At 57.1% G+C, this 19052-nt stretch carries 20 protein-coding genes and 1 pseudogene; 4 read left to right on the top strand and 17 right to left on the bottom strand.

Annotated features, from left to right (window positions below; all coding sequences use genetic code 11):
* Window positions 1-14 precede the first annotated feature (14 nt).
* Window positions 15-563 (top strand): C40 family peptidase, encoded by a 549-nt coding sequence (locus VJ651_RS08050; protein WP_324106953.1) that lies wholly within the window; start codon window positions 15-17, stop codon window positions 561-563.
* A 30-nt stretch (window positions 564-593) separates the two neighbouring features.
* Here the strand turns inward: VJ651_RS08050 and VJ651_RS08045 are convergent, their stop codons facing one another.
* The 10 genes from VJ651_RS08045 to VJ651_RS08000 form a co-directional block, all read right to left on the bottom strand.
* Window positions 594-1508, bottom strand: a complete 915-nt coding sequence (locus VJ651_RS08045; protein WP_324106952.1) for a patatin-like phospholipase family protein — start codon at window positions 1506-1508, stop codon at window positions 594-596.
* Window positions 1509-1685: 177 nt separating this feature from the next.
* The gene (locus VJ651_RS08040; protein ID WP_324106951.1) at window positions 1686-2234 is read right to left on the bottom strand and encodes a hypothetical protein; all 549 of its coding nucleotides are present in this window, start codon (window positions 2232-2234) and stop codon (window positions 1686-1688) included.
* A 129-nt stretch (window positions 2235-2363) separates the two neighbouring features.
* Window positions 2364-3659 carry a phosphate regulon sensor histidine kinase PhoR gene (gene phoR / locus VJ651_RS08035; protein WP_324106950.1) on the bottom strand — a complete coding sequence of 432 codons (1296 nt, stop codon included), beginning with the start codon at window positions 3657-3659 and terminating at the stop codon, window positions 2364-2366.
* A 12-nt stretch (window positions 3660-3671) separates the two neighbouring features.
* Complete coding sequence (locus VJ651_RS08030) at window positions 3672-4361, bottom strand: response regulator (protein WP_324106949.1); 690 nt, start codon at window positions 4359-4361, stop codon at window positions 3672-3674.
* A gap of 2 nt (window positions 4362-4363) precedes the next feature.
* Window positions 4364-5071: a phosphate signaling complex protein PhoU gene (gene phoU / locus VJ651_RS08025; protein ID WP_324106948.1), complete on the bottom strand. Its 708-nt coding sequence runs from the start codon at window positions 5069-5071 to the stop codon at window positions 4364-4366.
* Window positions 5072-5110: 39 nt separating this feature from the next.
* The gene (gene pstB / locus VJ651_RS08020; RefSeq protein ID WP_414691321.1) at window positions 5111-5896 is read right to left on the bottom strand and encodes a phosphate ABC transporter ATP-binding protein PstB; all 786 of its coding nucleotides are present in this window, start codon (window positions 5894-5896) and stop codon (window positions 5111-5113) included.
* 1 nt (window position 5897) lies between these two features.
* Entirely contained in the window at window positions 5898-6743 is an 846-nt protein-coding gene (pstA, locus tag VJ651_RS08015) for a phosphate ABC transporter permease PstA (RefSeq protein ID WP_324106947.1), read from the bottom strand.
* Window positions 6740-7687, bottom strand: a complete 948-nt coding sequence (pstC, locus tag VJ651_RS08010; protein WP_414691322.1) for a phosphate ABC transporter permease subunit PstC — start codon at window positions 7685-7687, stop codon at window positions 6740-6742. Before pstC ends, pstA begins: the two co-directional genes overlap by 4 nt.
* Before the next feature lie 177 nt (window positions 7688-7864).
* Entirely contained in the window at window positions 7865-8908 is a 1044-nt protein-coding gene (gene pstS / locus VJ651_RS08005; protein ID WP_324106945.1) for a phosphate ABC transporter substrate-binding protein PstS, read from the bottom strand.
* 161 nt (window positions 8909-9069) lie between these two features.
* On the bottom strand, window positions 9070-10302 hold the full coding sequence (locus tag VJ651_RS08000; protein ID WP_324106944.1) for a DUF445 domain-containing protein: 1233 nt from the start codon (window positions 10300-10302) through the stop codon (window positions 9070-9072).
* Window positions 10303-10469: 167 nt separating this feature from the next.
* Between VJ651_RS08000 and VJ651_RS07995 the strand changes: the two genes are divergently transcribed.
* Both VJ651_RS07995 and VJ651_RS07990 read left to right on the top strand, forming a co-directional pair.
* Complete coding sequence (locus VJ651_RS07995; RefSeq protein WP_324106943.1) at window positions 10470-11597, top strand: ABC transporter substrate-binding protein; 1128 nt, start codon at window positions 10470-10472, stop codon at window positions 11595-11597.
* Between the two features lie 292 nt (window positions 11598-11889).
* Window positions 11890-12384: a polyhydroxyalkanoate granule-associated phasin gene (locus VJ651_RS07990; RefSeq protein ID WP_324106942.1), complete on the top strand. Its 495-nt coding sequence runs from the start codon at window positions 11890-11892 to the stop codon at window positions 12382-12384.
* A gap of 85 nt (window positions 12385-12469) precedes the next feature.
* Here the strand turns inward: VJ651_RS07990 and VJ651_RS07985 are convergent, their stop codons facing one another.
* The 7 genes from VJ651_RS07985 to VJ651_RS07955 all read right to left on the bottom strand — a co-directional run bounded on the left by VJ651_RS07985 (window position 12470) and on the right by VJ651_RS07955 (window position 18269).
* Window positions 12470-13276, bottom strand: coding sequence for a substrate-binding periplasmic protein (locus VJ651_RS07985; RefSeq protein WP_324106941.1), 807 nt, complete (start codon window positions 13274-13276; stop codon window positions 12470-12472).
* Window positions 13277-13339: 63 nt separating this feature from the next.
* Window positions 13340-15907 (bottom strand): bifunctional diguanylate cyclase/phosphodiesterase, encoded by a 2568-nt coding sequence (locus VJ651_RS07980; protein ID WP_324106940.1) that lies wholly within the window; start codon window positions 15905-15907, stop codon window positions 13340-13342.
* A gap of 574 nt (window positions 15908-16481) precedes the next feature.
* Window positions 16482-16838: a calcium-binding protein gene (locus VJ651_RS07975; protein WP_324106939.1), complete on the bottom strand. Its 357-nt coding sequence runs from the start codon at window positions 16836-16838 to the stop codon at window positions 16482-16484.
* Window positions 16810-17055 carry a hypothetical protein gene (locus VJ651_RS07970; protein ID WP_324106938.1) on the bottom strand — a complete coding sequence of 82 codons (246 nt, stop codon included), beginning with the start codon at window positions 17053-17055 and terminating at the stop codon, window positions 16810-16812. The genes VJ651_RS07975 and VJ651_RS07970 overlap by 29 nt, the downstream gene beginning before the upstream one ends.
* A gap of 27 nt (window positions 17056-17082) precedes the next feature.
* A complete protein-coding gene (locus VJ651_RS07965; protein WP_324106937.1) occupies window positions 17083-17574 on the bottom strand; it encodes a hypothetical protein in 492 nt (163 codons plus the stop codon).
* Window positions 17575-17579: 5 nt separating this feature from the next.
* Entirely contained in the window at window positions 17580-17768 is a 189-nt protein-coding gene (locus tag VJ651_RS07960) for a hypothetical protein (protein WP_324106936.1), read from the bottom strand.
* A gap of 27 nt (window positions 17769-17795) precedes the next feature.
* The gene (locus tag VJ651_RS07955) at window positions 17796-18269 is read right to left on the bottom strand and encodes a hypothetical protein (RefSeq protein ID WP_324106935.1); all 474 of its coding nucleotides are present in this window, start codon (window positions 18267-18269) and stop codon (window positions 17796-17798) included.
* Window positions 18270-18346: 77 nt separating this feature from the next.
* Between VJ651_RS07955 and VJ651_RS07950 the strand changes: the two are divergent.
* Window positions 18347-19052, top strand: a pseudogene (locus VJ651_RS07950) (IS5 family transposase); the annotation flags it as partial.

Here is a 19052-nt window from a genome sequence, read left to right as displayed (position 1 = left end):
CGCAACTTATTCGAATGGCAACTTTTCTGTCAGGGCAACGGTCCCGCATCCAAGTGCGCATTTGCGCGCTGGGGATCAGCTTGTGTCTGGCCGGATTGGCGTATGCGGACGATCAGAACCCGGCGACGGAGCAGACAACCACATTGACCAGATTGCAGGAGCTCACCTCGCGTGCCAAGGCGAACGCATCGGAACTCGTGGTCCGCGCGATGGGATTGATCGGCATCCGCTACAAGTATGGCGGCACTGCACCGGAAAGCGGTCTGGATTGCAGCGGCCTCGTGCGATACCTGTTCAAGGACGTGTGGGGAACCGACTTGCCGCGTACTTCCGAGGAAATGAGCCGGGTCGGCGAGAAAGTCGACACGCAGAATCTGCAGCCCGGCGATCTCGTTTTCTACAACACCCTGCGGCATGCTTTTTCACACGTCGGCATCTACCTCGGCAACAACAAGTTCATCCACTCCCCCTCGCCCGGCGGCGAAGTCCGCATTGAAAGCATGGACCTGAGCTACTGGAAAAAGCGCTTCAACGGCGCGCGCCGCATCAACGAGCCGGAATAGACCTCCGGACCGAGCAGGCGCGTACCCGGCCTACTGTTCGCGTTTTGCATTCAGGCGGCGCTTGATTTCCGGCAGCAAGGCGGCTGTGGCCTGCTCGCCCGCCAGAATCGCAGTATTTCTAGCCGGAAAATCACTTCCCTTCATCGTACCCAGCCGGGGCTGAATCACGATGTCGGCATCCTTCAACTCGTAGTGATTGATGCTTTGTCCCATGATGGCGAAGGTTTGCAACAACACGTCGAGGTTGCTGGACGAAGGTTGCGCATCCGGTTGGGATGAAATGTTCACGGCAATGACGAAGTCCGCGCCCATTTCGCGTGCAAACCGCACCGGAACCGGGGAAACGAGCCCGCCATCGACATACGAGTGCTCACCGATCTTCACCGGCTGGAATACGCTTGGAACTGCGGAAGATGCGCGAACAGCCAGGCCGGTATTGCCACGCTGGAACAGAATCGGTTGGCCATTATGCAAATCGGTGGCGACGGCGCCGAACGGGATTTTGAGCTTTTCGAGCGGAACGTTGTTCACCGTGCGGTTGACGTAGTTTTGCAAGGCCTCGCCCTTGAGCACGCCGGTCGCCTTGCTGAAAAACGGAACCGACCAGTCCGAGATGGTTGCCTCATCCATTTCCAATGCCAGCTTATGCAGCGCGAAGCCGTTGTTCCCGGCGGCATACAAGGCGCCGACCAGGCTTCCGGCACTGGTGCCCACTACCAGGTCCGGCACGATCCCCTGCGCTTCCAGCGCCTTGATCACGCCGATATGCGCGAATCCACGTGCGGCTCCACCGCCTAGTGCGAGCCCGATCTTTACCTGCCGAGGGGCTTTGGGCTGGCTGGCTGCTTGCGCGGCCGGCTGAGAGGCCGGAGGATGAGTCACGGTCGAGCAGCCGACAAACAACAACACAGCGGAAAAGAGAACAGCCAGGGATGAACGTTTCATGGATGAGCGTGGGCGCGCGACGGCGCGTGAAAAAACATTGAGCGATGGTGATGACGGACAAGACCCGCCACAAAAACCGGCATTGCCTGAAGACATCGCATTTTAACGGATGTTTTCGCCGTGCATCCCGAATGCGGAGGGTAAAGTGAGGAACGGCTGGCGGGCTTGCATGCAATGTCAGCGCGTCAACAAGGTCGGTCCGAATCCTTGGAACGGACCCAATGGGCTTCTCTCCTCTTCCCGCTGGTGCACGCTGGGTTTGCCGTTCCAAAGCTTATACACCACGGTATCGCCCTTGATGACAAACACTGCGTTGAATCGCCAGCCCGTTATATCTATTTGTCTCTTGAAATTGAAGAAATCTAGCCAGAAGTTTCCGTAACGCTTCCGATCGAGGGACACTTGATCAACTTCATAGGCGAAACAATTGTCCTTTGCCGAAACACACTCCCGCAGGCCCGGCTCAAGCACATTGAGGTCGTAGGAAAAAAGCGGAAACAGCCGTCGAAGCAGATCGGTGTGGCTGAGATAAGCCACATTCGGCGTCAGACCCGGATCGATTGCGAGCGCCTTGAGCTCGGCCACGCTAGTCTTGCCGGGAATGATCTTGTCGAACGCTGTCTGGGCATCGGCGTACGTGCGCCACGGTATCTGCGTTTCCTGTTTTGCGGTGGGAAGCAGGCTTGCACAACCAGCCACAAATACGGCAAATACAATACTGGCCATGAGACTTCTCAGGACAGTACTGCAAGACACTGCAGATTTTTGGGTCATGACGGAGAAACGTCGGGTCGGTCAGGCCCGAAAGCGAATTACCATACCTCTAGTTTATCCCAAGAAATCCATTCTGCCAGTTCATTCGGCATAAACCGACTTGCCCGGAAATTTCACGGTAAAAGTGGTCCCCTTGTCCGGCTCGGAATCAATCGACAGGGTGGCGTCGTGGCGCAGCAGCACATGTTTGACGATGGCCAGGCCGAGACCGGTGCCCTGGGTTTCGCGCGACCGGCTCTTGTCAACGCGATAAAAGCGTTCGGTCAGGCGCGAAATGTGCTCGGGACGGATGCCGATACCGGTGTCCTTCACCACAAACTCAGGCCGATTGTCTTTCATTCGCCACGCGAGCGCGATGCTGCCCTGCTCCGGGGTGTAGCGCACCGCATTGGATGCGAGATTGCCGAACGCGCTTCGCAACTCGTCGGTGCTGCCCTTGATGTCCGGGCCATCTACTTCCAGCGAGATGTGGTGCCTGCCTGCGGACAACGCCATCGCTTCGTGCTGAATCTGTTCCATCAAGGTCCGGATATCGACCCGCTCGGGGCGCAACGGATACTCGACCGATTCAAGCCGGGTCAGGGTCAGCATGTCCTCGACGAGGTTCTGCATGCGCTGGCCCTGTTCAATCATCAGCTTCAGATGCGACATGCGCGTCTGGAGCTCGAGACTCGGCTGATTGAACGCGATCTCCAGAAAACCATTGATGACGGTGAGCGGCGTGCGCAACTCATGCGACGCATTGGCGATGAAGTCGCGGCGCATCATTTCGACCCGTTCCGACTCGGTTGCATCATGCGTGACGAGGATTTGGCGCCGGCTTTCGAAGGGAATGATCTGCACGATCAGCTTGCGCTCGCGCAGGCTCAAGGTCAGCGGCTGCTCGTAACGCCCGAGAACGATGTAGTCGATGAAGGCCGGTGTGCGCACCAGGTTGGTCACACGCATTCCCTTGTCGCGTTCCAGATCGAGACCAAGATGCCGTTCCGCCGCAGGATTGCACCATTCCAGGAACAAGACGTCGTCCATGATCGCGACACCGTCGGGCAACAGGCGCATTGCCTGCCGGAAGCGGGCCAGCCACTCCGTCAACTCCGCCTGGTTTTTTTCGTCGTCGCGACGCAGCTTGTACAAGCGTGAAAAGATACCCGTCCAGGCGCCCCAGCCATCCGGCAGTTTGGCACTGCTCGGATTATCGAGCCAGTCCGAGAGCTGAAAGAGGTAATGCAATTGCGTGGCCAGCATGACCAGCATCGCGCCCACGATTGCCGCAAGCGCGACGATCGGACCGAAGAAATACCAGACGATTCCGGCCCCAGCTAAAAGAAGCATCAGCCGCAAGGCCACCGGGATCCAGAATACCAGGCGTCGATTCATGAAAAGGCGTGTTTATTTTTCGGACAGCATATAGCCTACACTACGCACTGTCTTGATGAGCGATTCCGCATCCTTGAGTGCCTTGCGCAGCCGCAGCACATGCACGTCGACCGTGCGCTCTTCGATCACCACGTGATCGCCCCATACCTTGTCCAGAAGCTGGCTGCGCGAAAACACCCGGTCCGGATGCGCGAGGAAAAATTTCAACAGCTTGAACTCGGCATGTCCGATATCGATCCTTTCCCCGTGCAGTTGAACAGTGCAACTGACCGGATCAAGGATGACCGCTCCGGCCGTCATCAGACTCTGCGCATGCTCCGGACTCTTGCGCCGTAACAGCGCCTTGATGCGCGAAGTCAGCTCGCGCGGCGAGAACGGTTTCGTAATGTAATCGTCCGCGCCCTGGTCCAGACCCGCGATCTTGTCCTCTTCCATGCTCTTCGCGGTGAGCATGATCACCGGCAGTTGTTGCTGCTGGCGGTCGGCGCGAATACGCGACAACAATCTCAATCCGCTCTGGTCCGGCAGCATCCAGTCGAGCAGCACCAGATGTGGCGCGCGGCGCTGAATGAACTCCCAGGCTTCCGCGGCGGTGTGTACCGCGAACGTGTTCCAGCCGGCCTCCCTGAGCGTAAACGTCACCAGCTCAATGATGGCTGGCTCGTCCTCGACAATCAGTATTGTGGTTTTATCGACGGCCATGTTCAGAGTGAGTCGTCCTTCTTGGCGTGTGCGAAATCGGTATGGCGAATGTCCTTGCCTTCGACCACATATACCACATATTCGGCGATGTTTTTCGCATGGTCGCCGATCCGTTCGATGGCCTTGGCCACCCACAAAGTATCGAGCGCTGCCGAGATCGTGCGCGGGTCTTCCATCATGAAGGTGATCATGGTGCGAATGATGGAACGGAATTCATGATCGATCGCCTGATCCTGTCCGATGATGCGGGCCGCCTGCGTGTCATCCAGACGAGCGAAAGTATCGAGTGCCCCATGCAGCAGATCCGCCGTGTTGTGCGCCATCACGCGAATTGCTTCGTAATGATTGAGCACGCCCACCGTGCCTCGCTCATGCAGGTTCTTCGCGCTGCGCGCGATCTTGGTCGCCTCGTCGCCGATGCGTTCCAGATCGGTGATCACCTTGAGCGTGGCCATGACGGTACGCAGATCGTTTGCCGCCGGCTGGCGCTTGACGATCAGATGACTGCAGGTGTCGTCGAGCGTGACTTCGAGCCGGTTGACGTTTTCGTCGGCCTTGATCACTTGCTCCGCCTGTTCAAGATTGCCTGTTCGGAAGCTGGCGATGGCATCGCTGAACTGGTTTTCCACCAGTCCGCCCATGAGCAGCACCTTCGACCGGATCGCTTCGAGGTCCTGGTCGTATTGTTTCGAAGAATGGTCACCTGGCATCAGGTTCTCCTTAATGATTCGATATTCGTTTGCGACGGGTCAGCCGAAGCGGCCCGTGATGTAATCCTGCGTCGCCTTCTTCGCCGGGTTCATGAAGACCTGATCGGTCTCGCCGAATTCCACCAGCTCGCCCAGATACATGTAGGCGGTATAGTCCGAGCAGCGTGCCGCCTGCTGCATGTTGTGCGTGACGATGGCGATCGTGTAGTCGTGTTTCAGTTCGTGGATCAGCTCTTCGATCTTGACTGTCGATATCGGATCGAGCGCCGACGTCGGCTCGTCCAGCAAGAGCACGTCGGGCTTGACCGCGATTCCGCGCGCGATGCACAGACGCTGCTGCTGGCCGCCGGAAAGGCTGAGACCGCTCTTGTTCAGCTTGTCCTTCACCTCTTCCCAGATGGCCGCCTTGCGCAGCGCCGCTTCGACGCGCTCATCCATCTCGCCCTTGGAGAGGTTCTCGTAAAGACGCACTCCGAAGGCGATATTTTCATAGACGGACATGGGAAACGGCGTCGGTTTCTGGAACACCATGCCGATCTTGGCGCGCAGCATGTTGACGTCTTGTTCCGCATCGAGGACGTTGCGGCCGTCATACATGATCTTGCCCTCCGCGCGCTGTCCCGGATACAGGTCGAACATGCGATTGAAAGTGCGCAGCAGCGTCGATTTGCCGCAACCGGACGGTCCGATGAAGGCCGTGACTTTCCGGTCGTAGATGTGCATGTTGATGTTCTTCAGCCCCTGGAAACCGCCATAGAAAAAATTCAGGTTGGAGATGTCAAGGGTGATGTTGTCTGCTGCCGTCAGGCTTGGAGTCGTCATCATGTCACTTCGGTACTTTCTGGCTGAACAAGGTGCGCGACAGGATATTCAAGCCGAGCACGCTGAAGGTAATCAATAATGCGCCGCCCCACGCCAGGGCGCGCCAGTTGTCGTAGGGGCTCATCGCGAACTGGTAGATCACGACAGGCAGGTTGGCCATGGGTGCATTCATGTTGGCACTGTAGAACTGGTTGTTCAGTGCGGTGAACAGCAGCGGCGCCGTTTCGCCCGAGATGCGCGCGACTGCGAGCAGGACGCCGGTCACCACGCCCGCCTTGACCGCGCGCAGGCGAACCATCAGGGCCACTTTCCAGCGCGGTGCTCCAAGCGAAAATGCCGCTTCCCGCAGACTGCTCGGCACCAACTTGAGCATGTTGTCGGTAGTTCGCACGATGACCGGGATCGCAATCAGCGAGATCGCAAATGTGCCCGCCCAGCCCGAGAAATGCTTCACGTTCGCGACGTAGATCGCATACACGAACAGGCCGATCACGATGGACGGTGCCGACAGCATGATGTCGGTGACGAAGCGCGTAACCTGGGCCAGCCAGCTTTCCTCGCCGTATTCCGCGAGATAGATGCCGGCCAGGATGCCGATTGGCGTGCTGACAGCAGTCGCCGCCCCCACCATCAGCAGGCTGCCGACGATGGCATTCATCAGCCCGCCTCCCTCGCCGCCCGGCGCCGGGGTCGTCTCGGTGAGCATGCCGATGCTCAGCGCATCGAAGCCCTTGAGCAGCAGCGTCACCAGGATCCACATCAGGAAGAACAGGCCGACCGCCATGGCCGCCACGGAGAGCGCGATGCCGATGCGGTGCGCCCACAGGCGCCTGCGGTAAACAGGATTCATGACTTGGTCCCCTCTTTGCGGGACATGCCCATCAGCATCAATTTCGCTGCGGACAAGACGATGAAGGTAATGAAAAACAGGATCAGGCCGAGTGCGAACAAGGACGAGACATGCAGCTTCGATTCAGCCTCGGCAAATTCATTGGCGAGTGTCGAGGCGATGCTGTTGCCCGGCGCGAACAGCGACCAGGACAGCGCGTTCGCATTACCGATCACGAAGGTCACCGCCATCGTCTCACCCAAGGCGCGGCCGAGACCGAGCATGACGCCGCCGACTACGCCGTTCCTGGTGTAGGGCAGCACGATCTTGCGCACGACTTCCCATTTGGTGCAGCCGAGTCCGTAGGCCGATTCCTTGAGAACGGCGGGCACGACTTCGAATACGTCGCGCATCACGGAGGCGATGAAAGGAATGATCATCACGGCCAGAATCAGGCCGGCGGTAAGAATGCCGATACCCATCATCGGTCCCTTGAACAACTGGCCGACGACCGGCAACTGGCCGAGCGTATTGTTCAGCGCCGGCTGCACATAGTCGCCGAACAAGGGCGCGAAGACAAACAAGCCCCACATGCCATAAATAATGCTGGGCACGCCGGCGAGCAATTCCACGGCCGTTCCCAAAGGACGCCGCAATGCCGACGGGCAGATTTCAGTGAGAAACAGGGCGATGCCGAAACTGATGGGAAAAGCAATCAGCAGAGCGACCAGAGATGTCGCCAGCGTGCCGACGATGGCGATCAGCGCACCGTACTGGTCATTGACCGGATCCCATTCGACCTTCGTGATGAAGCCCGGGCCGAATTCCTTGAATGCCGGCCAGGCACCGATCATCAAGGAGATGATGATCCCGACCAGCACCAGCAGGACGCTCAGCGCGAACAGCAGGGTCAGTTTGTGGAACAGGAAGTCCTGAAGCCGCTGCCTGCGCATGGTCGATACCATGGCTTTGGCAGCGGCCTCGTATTCGTCACTCTTCCTGTCGGGTTTTGCGCCGGGCCTTGCTATCGATGAAAGATGTACGTTCATATACTCGGTCGCCCTTTCGGGCATTTGCATCCGCATACCCTCACCATCCAGTGATGGCGATCGCAATGGCGGATGCGCGATAGATGTCGGTGCTCACCAGACCGCCTTGCCGGAGCCGTCCTTCAACTGGGTTTTCCAGGTATCCTCGACCAGCTTGACGACCGCGGCGGGCATTGCCACGTAGTCGAGATCGGCTGCCATCGAACCGCCGTTCTTGTAGGCCCAGTCAAAGAACTTCAGCACTTCCTTGCCCTTGGCGGCATCGGCCTGGGTCTTGTGCATCAGGATGAAAGACGCTCCCGTAATCGGCCAGCTGCTCTTGCCAGGCTGATCGGTCAGGATCACGGCAAAACCCGGCGTCTTGGCCCAGTCAGCATTGGCGGCGGCTGCCTTGAACGTGTCATCGTCCGGCTGCACGAACTGGCCATCATGATTCTTCAATTGCGTGTAGCCCATCTTGTTTTTCTTTGCGTAGGCGTACTCGACATAGCCGATCGAATTCTTGATGCGCTGCACGTTGGCGGCGACGCCTTCATTGCCCTTGCCGCCGACACCCACCGGCCACTTGACCGCAGTGCTGGAGCCGACCTTCGCCTTGAAGTCGGGGTTGGCTTTGGACAGGTAGTCGGTGAACAGGAAGGAAGTGCCGGAACCGTCGGCGCGATGCACCACGGTGATGTCTTGCGTCGGCAGCTTCACGCCTGCGTTGAGCGACGCGATTTCCGGGGCATTCCACTTGGTGATCTTGCCCAGATAGATATCAGCCAGCACCTGGCCGGTCAGTTTCAGTTGGCCAGGAGCGACGCCTTCGAGATTCACGACCGGCACCACGCCGCCCATGATCGCCGGGAATTGCATCAGGCCTTCGGTTTGCAGTTCTTCTGCCTTGAGCGGCATGTCGGAAGCGCCGAAATCAACTGTCTTGGCCTTGATTTGCTTGATGCCGCCACCCGAACCGATGGACTGGTAGTTCAAGCCATTACCGCTGACCTTCTTGTATTCCTCCGCCCATTTTGCGTAGATGGGATAGGGAAAGGTTGCGCCGGCGCCGGTGATATCGGCGGCAATGGCGGAGGAAAACGAGATTGCCAGACCGGCAGCCGCAGCCGCCGATGTGAAGAATTTGTTCAGTCGCATATCTGCTCCATGAATTGTCGTCAAAGTAAGACGTTGCGAACTTTATCGTTGAAATGTGACGGCTTTATGACACATGGCGAAAAGCATGTCATAAATGCCGCGATGCTCGCAATTCATGTCATATTATTGACATAATGAAAATAGTCTAGGTGATGACTTGGCTAAAGTACAAGTGAAATAGCGTGAAGTATCAAGCCGACCAAGCCACCGACCAGCGTGCCGTTGATACGGATGTATTGGAGGTCTTTGCCGACATGCAGTTCAAGCTTGCGTGACATGGTGTCGGCGTCCCATTTCCTGATCACGCGTGCCACCAGATCGGCAATCATTTCACGGCGGCCGACGATTGTTTCCGTCGCAAAGATCCGGGCCCACTGATTCAGCTTCTTTTGCACTTTGGCATCGAGCAGGAGTTCGTTGCCGAATGCATGAAATCCGCGGTCGAGCTTGGCAATCAGCTGCGAGTCTGGCGAAGCGATGTCGGCTTCGACACGCGACTTGATGTCGTGCCACACCTCGACTATGTAATTGCGCACGAGAGGATGGCCGAGCACTTCGCTCAGCATTGCATCCAGCTTCGCCTCATATTCCGGCGAGGTTCGCAACTGCTCGATGAACTCATTCGTCAATCGCTGAAAGCGCAGACGCCATTCACTGTCGTCGTCCCGCATTTCCTCCAGCGTGCTTTGCAGCGCCTCGATCAAGCGGTGATAAAACTTGTCGTCGATCACCTTGGGCAGCCAGCGGGGACTGTTTTCATGAATTTTCCAGCGGATGTAATCCTTGTTCTGTTCAAGTGCGCGCGCGGCCATGCCGATCAACCGGTCAAACACGACCTGATGATGCTGTCCCGCAACCAAGACCGACAGTACTTCAGCGACCACCGGCGCGAACTTGGTATTTTCCAGCGCGGCGCTGAGGCGGTTCTGCATGAACTGACGCACGTCGTCATCTTCGATCACCTTCAACAGAGAAGGAATGGCGCGTGCGATCTGACGGGAAACGGCACGGCTGTTTTCCGCTTGCGCGAGCCAGGACGCGGCAGCGCCCGCGAAGTCAATCCGGCGCAATTCTTCGCGGATGACTTCCTGCGTGATGAAATTGTGTTCGAGAAAATCGGACAGACTGTCGCCGATGCGATCCTTGTTGCGAGGAATAATTGCGGTGTGCGGAATGGGCAGGCCGAGCGGCGAGCGAAACAGTGCCGTGACGGCGAACCAGTCGGCCAGGCCGCCGACCATGGCGGCCTCGGCAAAAGCAGAGACAAACGATAGATAGGGATATCCGGGCTGCAACAACCTGGCAGCGACAAACAGACCTGCCATCGCCACGAGCAAGCCGGTGGCCAATCCACGGGTTTTCTTTAGTTGAGCTGCCTGCTCTTTTTCGTGCATCGATTGGCTGTTTCCGATGAAGGTCTGCTATCCAATTGAGAGCATCGCGCACTGAAATTAGTTCGCGTATGACAACAGGCATTTGTAGCAACAATGCAATTTCATCTTGCCGTCATATTCGACAGGCAATATTGCTGCGCCTCAATCCCGCTCCTGTTTTGTCATCTATGCGCAAGTCAACTCAATCTCTCTCCCGCCTCATCGGCGCACTCTCGCTGTGCCTGCTGTCCTCGGCCGCAATCGCCGAACGTGACACCATCGTCATCGGTCAGGCCATCGACCTGTCGGGCCCCGATGCCAGTATCGGACGCGATTATGTCGCCGGCATAAAGACCTGTTTCGACATGGTGAACTCGCACGGCGGCATCAACGGCAGGCGAATTCAGTACATCGTCCGCGACGACGGCGGACAGGCCGGATTGTCCGCGAACGCCGCGACGGATCTGATCGAACGCGATCAGGCCGATTACCTGCTCGGGGGCGTGGGAGATGCGACAACACGCGCGGTGCTCGCCCTGCCCGCCTTCAAGCGCAGCGGGCTGGTGCTGTATGCGCCCCTGACGACAGCCGACTTTGCAGACAATCCCCGCATCCTTTTCTGGCGTCCCGCTTATCAGCAGGAGATCCGGCATATTTTTTCGCACTTCAGCAAGCTGGGAATCAGCAATGTCGGCATTGCCTATCAGGATACGGCGGTAAATCAGGAGGCCTATCGCAGCCTTGGCATAGCGATCGCGGAGCGCCGCATGAAACTCGGCGGCGTGGCACATTTCGGGACGCACGGCGAGCCAATGGCGCAGGAAGTCGCACAGCTCGCGGCCTCGAAGCCGGGATTCATTCTCGTTATCGCCGATACGATCAGCACGGCACTGTTCCTCAAGGAATACCGCAAGCATGATGCCCGCAGCTTTGTCGCAGGAACTTCCCTGATCAACCTCGATACGCTGCGGGAACTGGCGGGAAGCGCGGCAGTGGAATGGACGGTGTTTTCGCAGGTCGTGCCCAATCCCGGTGCCGGCACGTCCCTGATCCAGGTCGAGCACATGCGGATGATGAAGAAATATCGCGATGAAGCTGTTTCATCAATGACGCTCGAAGGCTTCGCGGCTGCGAAGGTGCTGATCAACGCGATTCAGCAGTCGAAACGCAACGACCGGCACGCGCTGCAGGAATTCGTCGCACGCAAGGGCGACATCGATCTGGGCGGCCTTTCCGCGGTCGTGCGCGGCAATGGCAATCGACTGTCGAACTATCTGGACATTGCATTGTTCAACAGAAATGGTTTGGCATTCTGATCCCGTTCACCATGCCTGCTTCATTCATCGTCCGCACGGCAACCTGGAAGCGCCTTCTTCAAGCGGTGGAAACAGTTTCATCGATTTTCCTGTCGGGATTCGCGGGCCGAGATGTAATTTGTGGCGAACTTAACATCTCGCCAAGACTCAAATCTGCTCGGCGAGCGATCGAAGTCAAATACGGCTCCCGGCCATGAATCGGCCTCCGGAATGCGAAACGACTCACTGTTCCGTGCCTGTCAGTTGATGCAATTCGCATTCGCCCCACTTCTTCAGAACGCAAGGACTTCCCATGAAACGACGAACAGCACGCCGGACCTCGGCCAATCCATTTTTTGGCTGGACTCAGCTCGCACTGAAAACCAGCGAGATGATGGTGGCCTCGGCCCAGGTCATCCATCATCGAACCGGCCGCATTGCCATGGCCGGCGTCATTCCGAATGAACGCGACCGGCGCGAATTCACATTGATGGGACAGGAGAAGGTTGATGCCCTCGCCGAGTCGGCACAGGCGATGGCGGCACGGATGATCGTCATCTATACGCAAATCGGCACACTGGCATTCAAGCAGCTTCTGAATGGCGCGAGCGGCTTCATGACCTACATCGCAAGCCCCGCCACCATCCTGTCAGCGAAGAGCCAGGCCGATCTCCTTGGCAGAACGCTCGGCGGTTCTGCCGCATTGGCATCACAGTTGTCCAGTTCACTGGCACGCTTGGCTCATCACGGACTCAAGCCTATCCATACGCGGGCCACGAGCAATGCCAAGCGCCTGCTGAGAAGCTGAGCAGCGTCGATAATATGTAGACTGGAATTGCGCTGGCGATATGGCGTGCGATCCGTCGCTCGCGATCGGAACGCGACCGACAAAGCTAGCGATACCTGGCCACGATCGCGCTCAGCCTGCCTTTCGCCTTCACCTGGTCAAGCGCGGCCTGGAGCCGGGCGACCAGTCTGTCGTCTGTCTCCTTGTTGAGTGCGAAGTAGTAATGAAGCGACTCGTTGAGAGTATATACCTCCTCATAATCTCTGGTCGGGTAGCCCAGTTCCTTCAGATTCCAGAGAATGACCTGGTCGCCATAGGCCCACATGTCGATCCGGTCCGCCTGCAGCATCTTGGCCAGGCTCATGCCCGAATTGGCCTGGAATGTCTTGTCCTTGGGCACACCCAGATCGTCGAGCAGTTTTTCGCCGACGTCCTCCCGCACCACGCCGATCCGATAGTTCGCGGCTTTCAGATCGTCGATCGAAGCGATCTTGATGCCCTTCCGCTTCTTGGCGACCAGCACGATGCGCGAAGGCATGATCGGCCCGACCCATTTGAATAATTTCTCGCGCGCCTCGGTTCTCGTGGTGGAAAACAGCACCGTGTTTTTTTCATTGAGCGCCGTTTCATAGCCGCGCGCCCATGGCCACACCCTGATGTCGGCACGCGTCTTCTTTGCCCCCGCTTGCGCGAGCATTTCAGCCAGCACGTCAACTGCAATACCCTGCCGCTTGCCGTCGCGTTCGAAATTAAACGGCGGATAATCTTCCGTAATGTAGGTGAGATCGTCGAGAGTCTGGGCGGAGGCCGGCACGACAACCGCAGCGAGCATGACGACAGCGACCAGGCTTTGCACGCATGCCATTACCGAGAAGAGAAGTCGTCGGCAGGACGAAAGATCGCGATAGTCCATGCTGTTCTGCGCCTCCGTTATTCCAGTTGTCGGCAACCATTCTACTACCGAGCACTGGGGCAGCTATGTCTGCGCGGCAGGCATCATCATTTCAAGTCGCCCGATCTCCAGCATCTTGCGATCGTGCAGCATCTGCAGGAAACAGGGCGCCTCAACCGGCGGACTGAAATAGTATCCCTGCATCTGGTCGCAACCGAATCCCGCCAATTGCATGAGTTGGTCCGCCTCTTCCACGCCTTCCGCCACGATGTTCAGTCCGAGGCTGTGCGCCATCGCGACGATCGCGCGCGCGAGGTGAGAATCGTCCGCATTGCTGGTAATGTCGGCGACGAAAGAGCGGTCGAGCTTGAGCCGATCCACAGGAAAGCGCTTCAGATAAGACAGGTTCGAGTAACCGGTCCCGAAGTCGTCGATCGCGATACTGATTCCCATGGCTTTCAGTCTGCGCAGCAATGCCACTGTCCTCTCGGGATTGCGCATCGACGTCGTCTCCGTGATCTCCAGCTCCAGATATCGCGACGCAAGATCCGCGTCCTGCAGCGCCGTGGCGACTTCGGTTTCGAATTGCGGACGAACAAGCTGCTGAACCGACAGATTGACTGAAACCTGGAGGTCGGGAAAACCCGCGTTATGCCAGGCTTTGACCTGCTGGCACGCAGTGCGCATCACCCATTCGCCGATGCCGACAATGAGGCCGGTTTCCTCGGCAAGCGGGATGAAGCGCGCCGGCGGCACCAATCCCAGTTCGGGATGCTGCCAGCGCACCAGCGCTTCGGCACCGATGATGCGGCCGCTGCGAATATCCAGCAACGGCTGGTAATGCAAGAGGAATTCCTTGCGCTCCAGCGCGCGACGCAGGTGCGACTCCATCACCAGATGCTCGTTGACGCGGCTGTGCATCTCTTCCCTGTAGCGCGCAACCTCATTACGGCCTTTTTCCTTGGCGTGGTACATCGCCGTATCCGCATACTTGAGCAGTGCGAAGGGATCGGACGCGTCCTGCGGATACACGCTGATGCCGACACTGCAGGTCACCGCGACCTCCTGATCGCCAAGCAAAACCGGTTCGCACACCTTGTCCATGATCCGCCGCACCAATGGCGCCACCGCCTGATCGTCGACGCCTTCGAGCATCAGCACGAATTCGTCGCCGCCCAGCCGTGCCAGCGTGTCGCGCTTGCGCGCGCACTCCGTCATGCGTGCGGTGACGGTCTTCAGCAGAACGTCACCGGCATCATGCCCGAGTGTATCGTTCACATATTTGAAACGGTCCAGATCGAAGAACAGCACATAAATCGCTTGCTTGTCGCGCTCCGCGGCCGCGATCGCCTGCTCCAGCCGGTCCATCAGCAGCAAGCGGTTTGGCAATCCGGTCAAGGCATCGTGCAAAGCCTGCCGGCGCAACTCTTCTTCATAGTTTTTATGATGTGTGATGTCGTGGATCACGGTTTGAATCGCGCGCGCACCGCCAAACTGAAAGCTCGCGCGCCGGACCTCCACGTCGATCACGGTACCGTCGAAGCGCATCATCTTGCCCTCGAACGAGCGCTGCTCGTGATGCGGATCCATCAGTAGCTGCATCTGCTCCTGCATGCGCTCGCGCCACCCGAGCGGTACCAGCTGCAGGAAGGGCATCGCCTTGACCTGCTCCGCGTTCGGCGCGCCGAGCAAGGCCAGCGTTCCCTGATTGACGAAGATGATCTTGTCATCGCGCTCGATCATGATCGCATCGGGAGACATGTCGACCACCTGCCGATAGCGCTCCTCGTTTTCACGGGCAGTCTGTTCCGCGAGCTGGCGCTCCGCCATCTCCTCGTTCAAGCGCTGGATAGCGTCTTCTTTCTCTGCGACCTTCTGGGCCAGCTCCTCTGTGCGGCGCACCACCAGCTTTTCCAGTCCCTCGCGATAACTCGCCAGTTCATCGATATCGCGCCGGATGGAACTGGTCATGTCATTGAACGCGGCGACCACCACGTCGAGCTCGTCGGTGTGCTGCATCTTCCTGCGCCGCAGCTTCAATGGTTCACCGAGATTGGACAGGTCAAGCTGACGCGCATAGGCGGCAATAGCCGACAAATGGCGGCTTACCAGCCGCCGGAATATGAACAAGGTGAAGATGACGACGATCGCCGTCTTGGTACTTTGCGTGACGAGAATGAGCAAGACCTTGTCCTGCAAATCACTGTAGATGCCATCCAGGCCGGCGATCACTTCCAGTGTCCCGAGCGGAATCTTACCCGTTCCATCCTTGGCATCGGAAAATGTGATGGGTATCTTGCGGGTGATCGTCTGATGGCTGTTCCCGGCAGCACGGCCCGCGTGCATCAGGAATTTTCCGTTTGCGTCGCGCAGTTCAACCATCTGGATGCCCGGCAGCCTGGCGATGCCTTCCATCTGCTTGCGCGTCTGCGTCTCATCCATCGTCCACATGGCGGCGCCGATGCTGTCGATGTAGGCCCGCTCGATTTCATTCAAGCGCAATTCAATGCCGGACACGCCCTGTCGAAAATCCAGCAGCAACTGCATGCCTGTCGCAACGAAAGCCAGGCATGTACTGCACAACAGGATCGCGGTCAGTACCCTCCGTCCGAGTGGATTGGCGTGCAACGACTCGTGTAACAACTTTCTCATGTCGTTTCGACCCACTAGTCAAAATTAATCGCTTGATGACATCGACGGAGTTTTTGTCGCTAGCCCAAGATGGAAACGGCAACTTTCGTTTCCCAAAAGAAAGGATAGCACTTTCGCCACCAAGGTAACGAATGCATACCGACAAATTATTTTCAGGAAAAAGTTAGCAGAGTGACACTCCCTGTTCCTGGGAGGACTGCCGGCGGAAAGGAGTGGGACAGAAAAAATAAAGCCGCACGAGGCGGCTTCAAATTCCAGTATTACTGGCGGAAAGGGTCGGATTCGAACCGACGGTACGGTATAACCGTACACTGGATTTCGAATCCCATTCGACTGGACGTAAACACAGCACGCTGAAGTCTAATCCCAGGTCTTATGCGGGTTTTCGGGCCATGTTCAAAACCGATGGGTTCAACCGGTCAACGCAACACCTTCCGTCAAACTACTTCAAGAGGAAGATCGTGTATGCATAGCTCAGAGAGAATGGACGACCGGCGTAAGGCGATAATATGGCGTGAATGGAAAAAGGGGAGCACCATGAGCCTGATTGCGCGCCTTTTAGAGAAACCGCCTGCTACGGTGTTTTCCTATCTTCTCTATCACGGCGGAATTCACCGGCGCCGCCCAGATAGTCGGAGCCCGCGGTTGCCACTAACGAAGCCGCAACCAAATCGGGAATGCCCCATACCGTCCCATCCGAAAATTCGACGCGCTCCACCTTGTGCTGGTCGCTGAAGAACCAGTTCTGCAAGGTCAGCTCTTCAAGCGTCTTAAGTTCGCCCTCGTCGGTAATACCATTGCTGTCTTTATCCAGCCAAACCTTGAGCTCTGACCAGGCGGAGTCTTGCACATCAAGCTTGCCGTCGCCATTTGTGTCTAGGTCGGCCATGGCGGCAAATCCGTCAACAGCGACCTGGCCATTTTTCAGCAAGGTATTGCTTCCATAACTCCGCCACATTTGTGGTCTGCTGATTTCCCGAATTGGCAAGATCATTATTTGTTCCGTCAAACGCAGCGAAGTATACAAATGTATCGCTTCCCGATACGCCCCCAACCGGCGCGCTGTTACGAATTGTTTGTGCACTTTGCAGGGTTGCATTCAATACCTGCTGCTTTTGATCATCATTCAGATTCAATTGGATGGTCATCTTTTGCTCTCTTTATACGGAGGATTATTATTTGCGCTCGTCGGGATAAAGCTGGGTAACTTTTCTTGATCGGTACATGCTTGGGCCAATGGCAGGCATTCCAGGCGATCTTGGCTCTGGAGAAATCAAGTACACCAATAATTGGGGGCCACGCACCATGAAGTAAACTTCGTTGTGTTCAATGTCTCTTGGTAAACGGTGGCGTAAATCGACTGTATCCTCGTATACATTCCCAGTACTCTTAATGCGCCACTTCACATAGAGAAATTGCCCTCTCAGCATTCGTCCACCATAACTAGTCGTCTGGTATGTTTTTCCTTCTTTGACCGCCCATTCAGCCGCTCTGACTGGAATCTTGGAATCGCCATAACGGAAATCAATAACCTCGGCATCCTGATTATCACGTGAGACATCGAAGCTAAAGGAATGGAAAACAACATCACGATTGAACGCGCAAGCGGCGAGCAGGCACGCAACTACAAGGGCAAAGACCCAACGTCCCAGGTTCTTCATGTTCATAGAATTCATGTCTGCGAATTTCCGGAATTGGCGAGATCATTGTTTGTTCCGTCGAACGCAGCGAAGTACGCAAATGTATCGCTTCCCGATACGACCCCGACCGGCGCGCTGTTACGAATTGTTTGTGCACTTTGCAGGGTTGCATTCAATACCTGCTGTTTTTGATCATCATTCAGATTCAATTGGATAGTCATCTTTTGCTCTCTTTATACGGAGGATTATTATTTGCGCTCGTCGGGATAAAGCTGGGTAACTTTTTTTGATCGGTACATGCTTGGGCCAATGGCAGGCGTTCCAGGAGGTCTTGGGTCTGGAGAGACCAAGTAGATATACAACTGTGGACCTCGGATCATGAAGTACACAATGTGCTTTTCAATATTCTGGGGAAGTCTGTGGCGCAGATCGACGGTATCTTCAAAAATGCTCCCAGTACGTTTATTTCGCCATTTCACGTATAAGAAATCGCCACGTAGCATTGGACCAGTCACGCCGTTGCCACCAAACGTCTTTCCCTCCTTGACTGCCTCTTCTGGAGCACGTACTGGAAGTCTAGAATCGCCATATCGATAGTCCAAAACCTCCGCATCTTGGTCATCCAGCGAGACGTTAAAAGCGAAGGAATGGAAAACAACATCCCGATTAAACGCACAAGCAGCGAGCAAGCATACAAGTACAAGGGAATTAACCCATCGCATGAGGTTCTTAGAGCGTTTAACAAAATGATCAAAATGGTGTCCAACGCACTTTCATCCCAAATGTCGGGGAGAGCGCGATGGCACGCCAACTGGTTGACCATGAACTATGGGAAATAGTCCAACCCCTGCTGCCGGTCCAGCGGCGGCGCACCACCCACCCCGGCCGCAAGCGGCTCGACGAGCGGCGCGTGCTGACTGGCATTCTATTTGTTCTGCAATCGGGACTTTCCTGGGACATGCTGCCCCAGGAAATGGGATGCGGCTCGGGCATGACGTGTTGGCGTCGTGCCCGCGACTGGCAAAAGGCCGGCGTCTGGGAAAAGTTGCATCGCATCCTGCTGGCCAAGCTGCGCAACGCCGAGCGGCTCGATTTCTCGCGCGTGATTGCAGACAGTTCATCGGTGCGCGCTGTGCATGGGGGAAAAAGACCGGGCCCAACCCGACTGATCGGCGCAAGGCGGGCAGCAAGCACCACCTCGTCGTCGACGGCAACGGCACACCGCTCAATGTGATCCTCACGGGGGCCAACCGTCACGATTCGACGCAACTGCTGCCTTTGCTCGACGGGATTCCCGCCATCGGCGGACGGCGCGGCCGCCCGCTGCGCAAACCACGGTGTGTGCAAGCCGACCGGGCTTACGATTGCGAGGGCTATCGTCTTATCCTGCGGCAGCGCCACATCCATCCTCAACTCGCCAAGCGCGGCACCGGGCATGGCAGCCACCTTGGCTTGACGCGCTGGGTCGTCGAACGCACTTTCGCCTGGCTGCATCAATTTCGACG

The sequence above is a fragment of the Noviherbaspirillum sp. genome (genome assembly GCF_035254865.1).
In the GTDB taxonomy this organism is placed as follows: domain Bacteria; phylum Pseudomonadota; class Gammaproteobacteria; order Burkholderiales; family Burkholderiaceae_D; genus Noviherbaspirillum.
The sequence above is the reverse complement of the archived record's forward strand: the minus strand, read 5'-3'. Positions and strand labels throughout refer to the sequence as shown.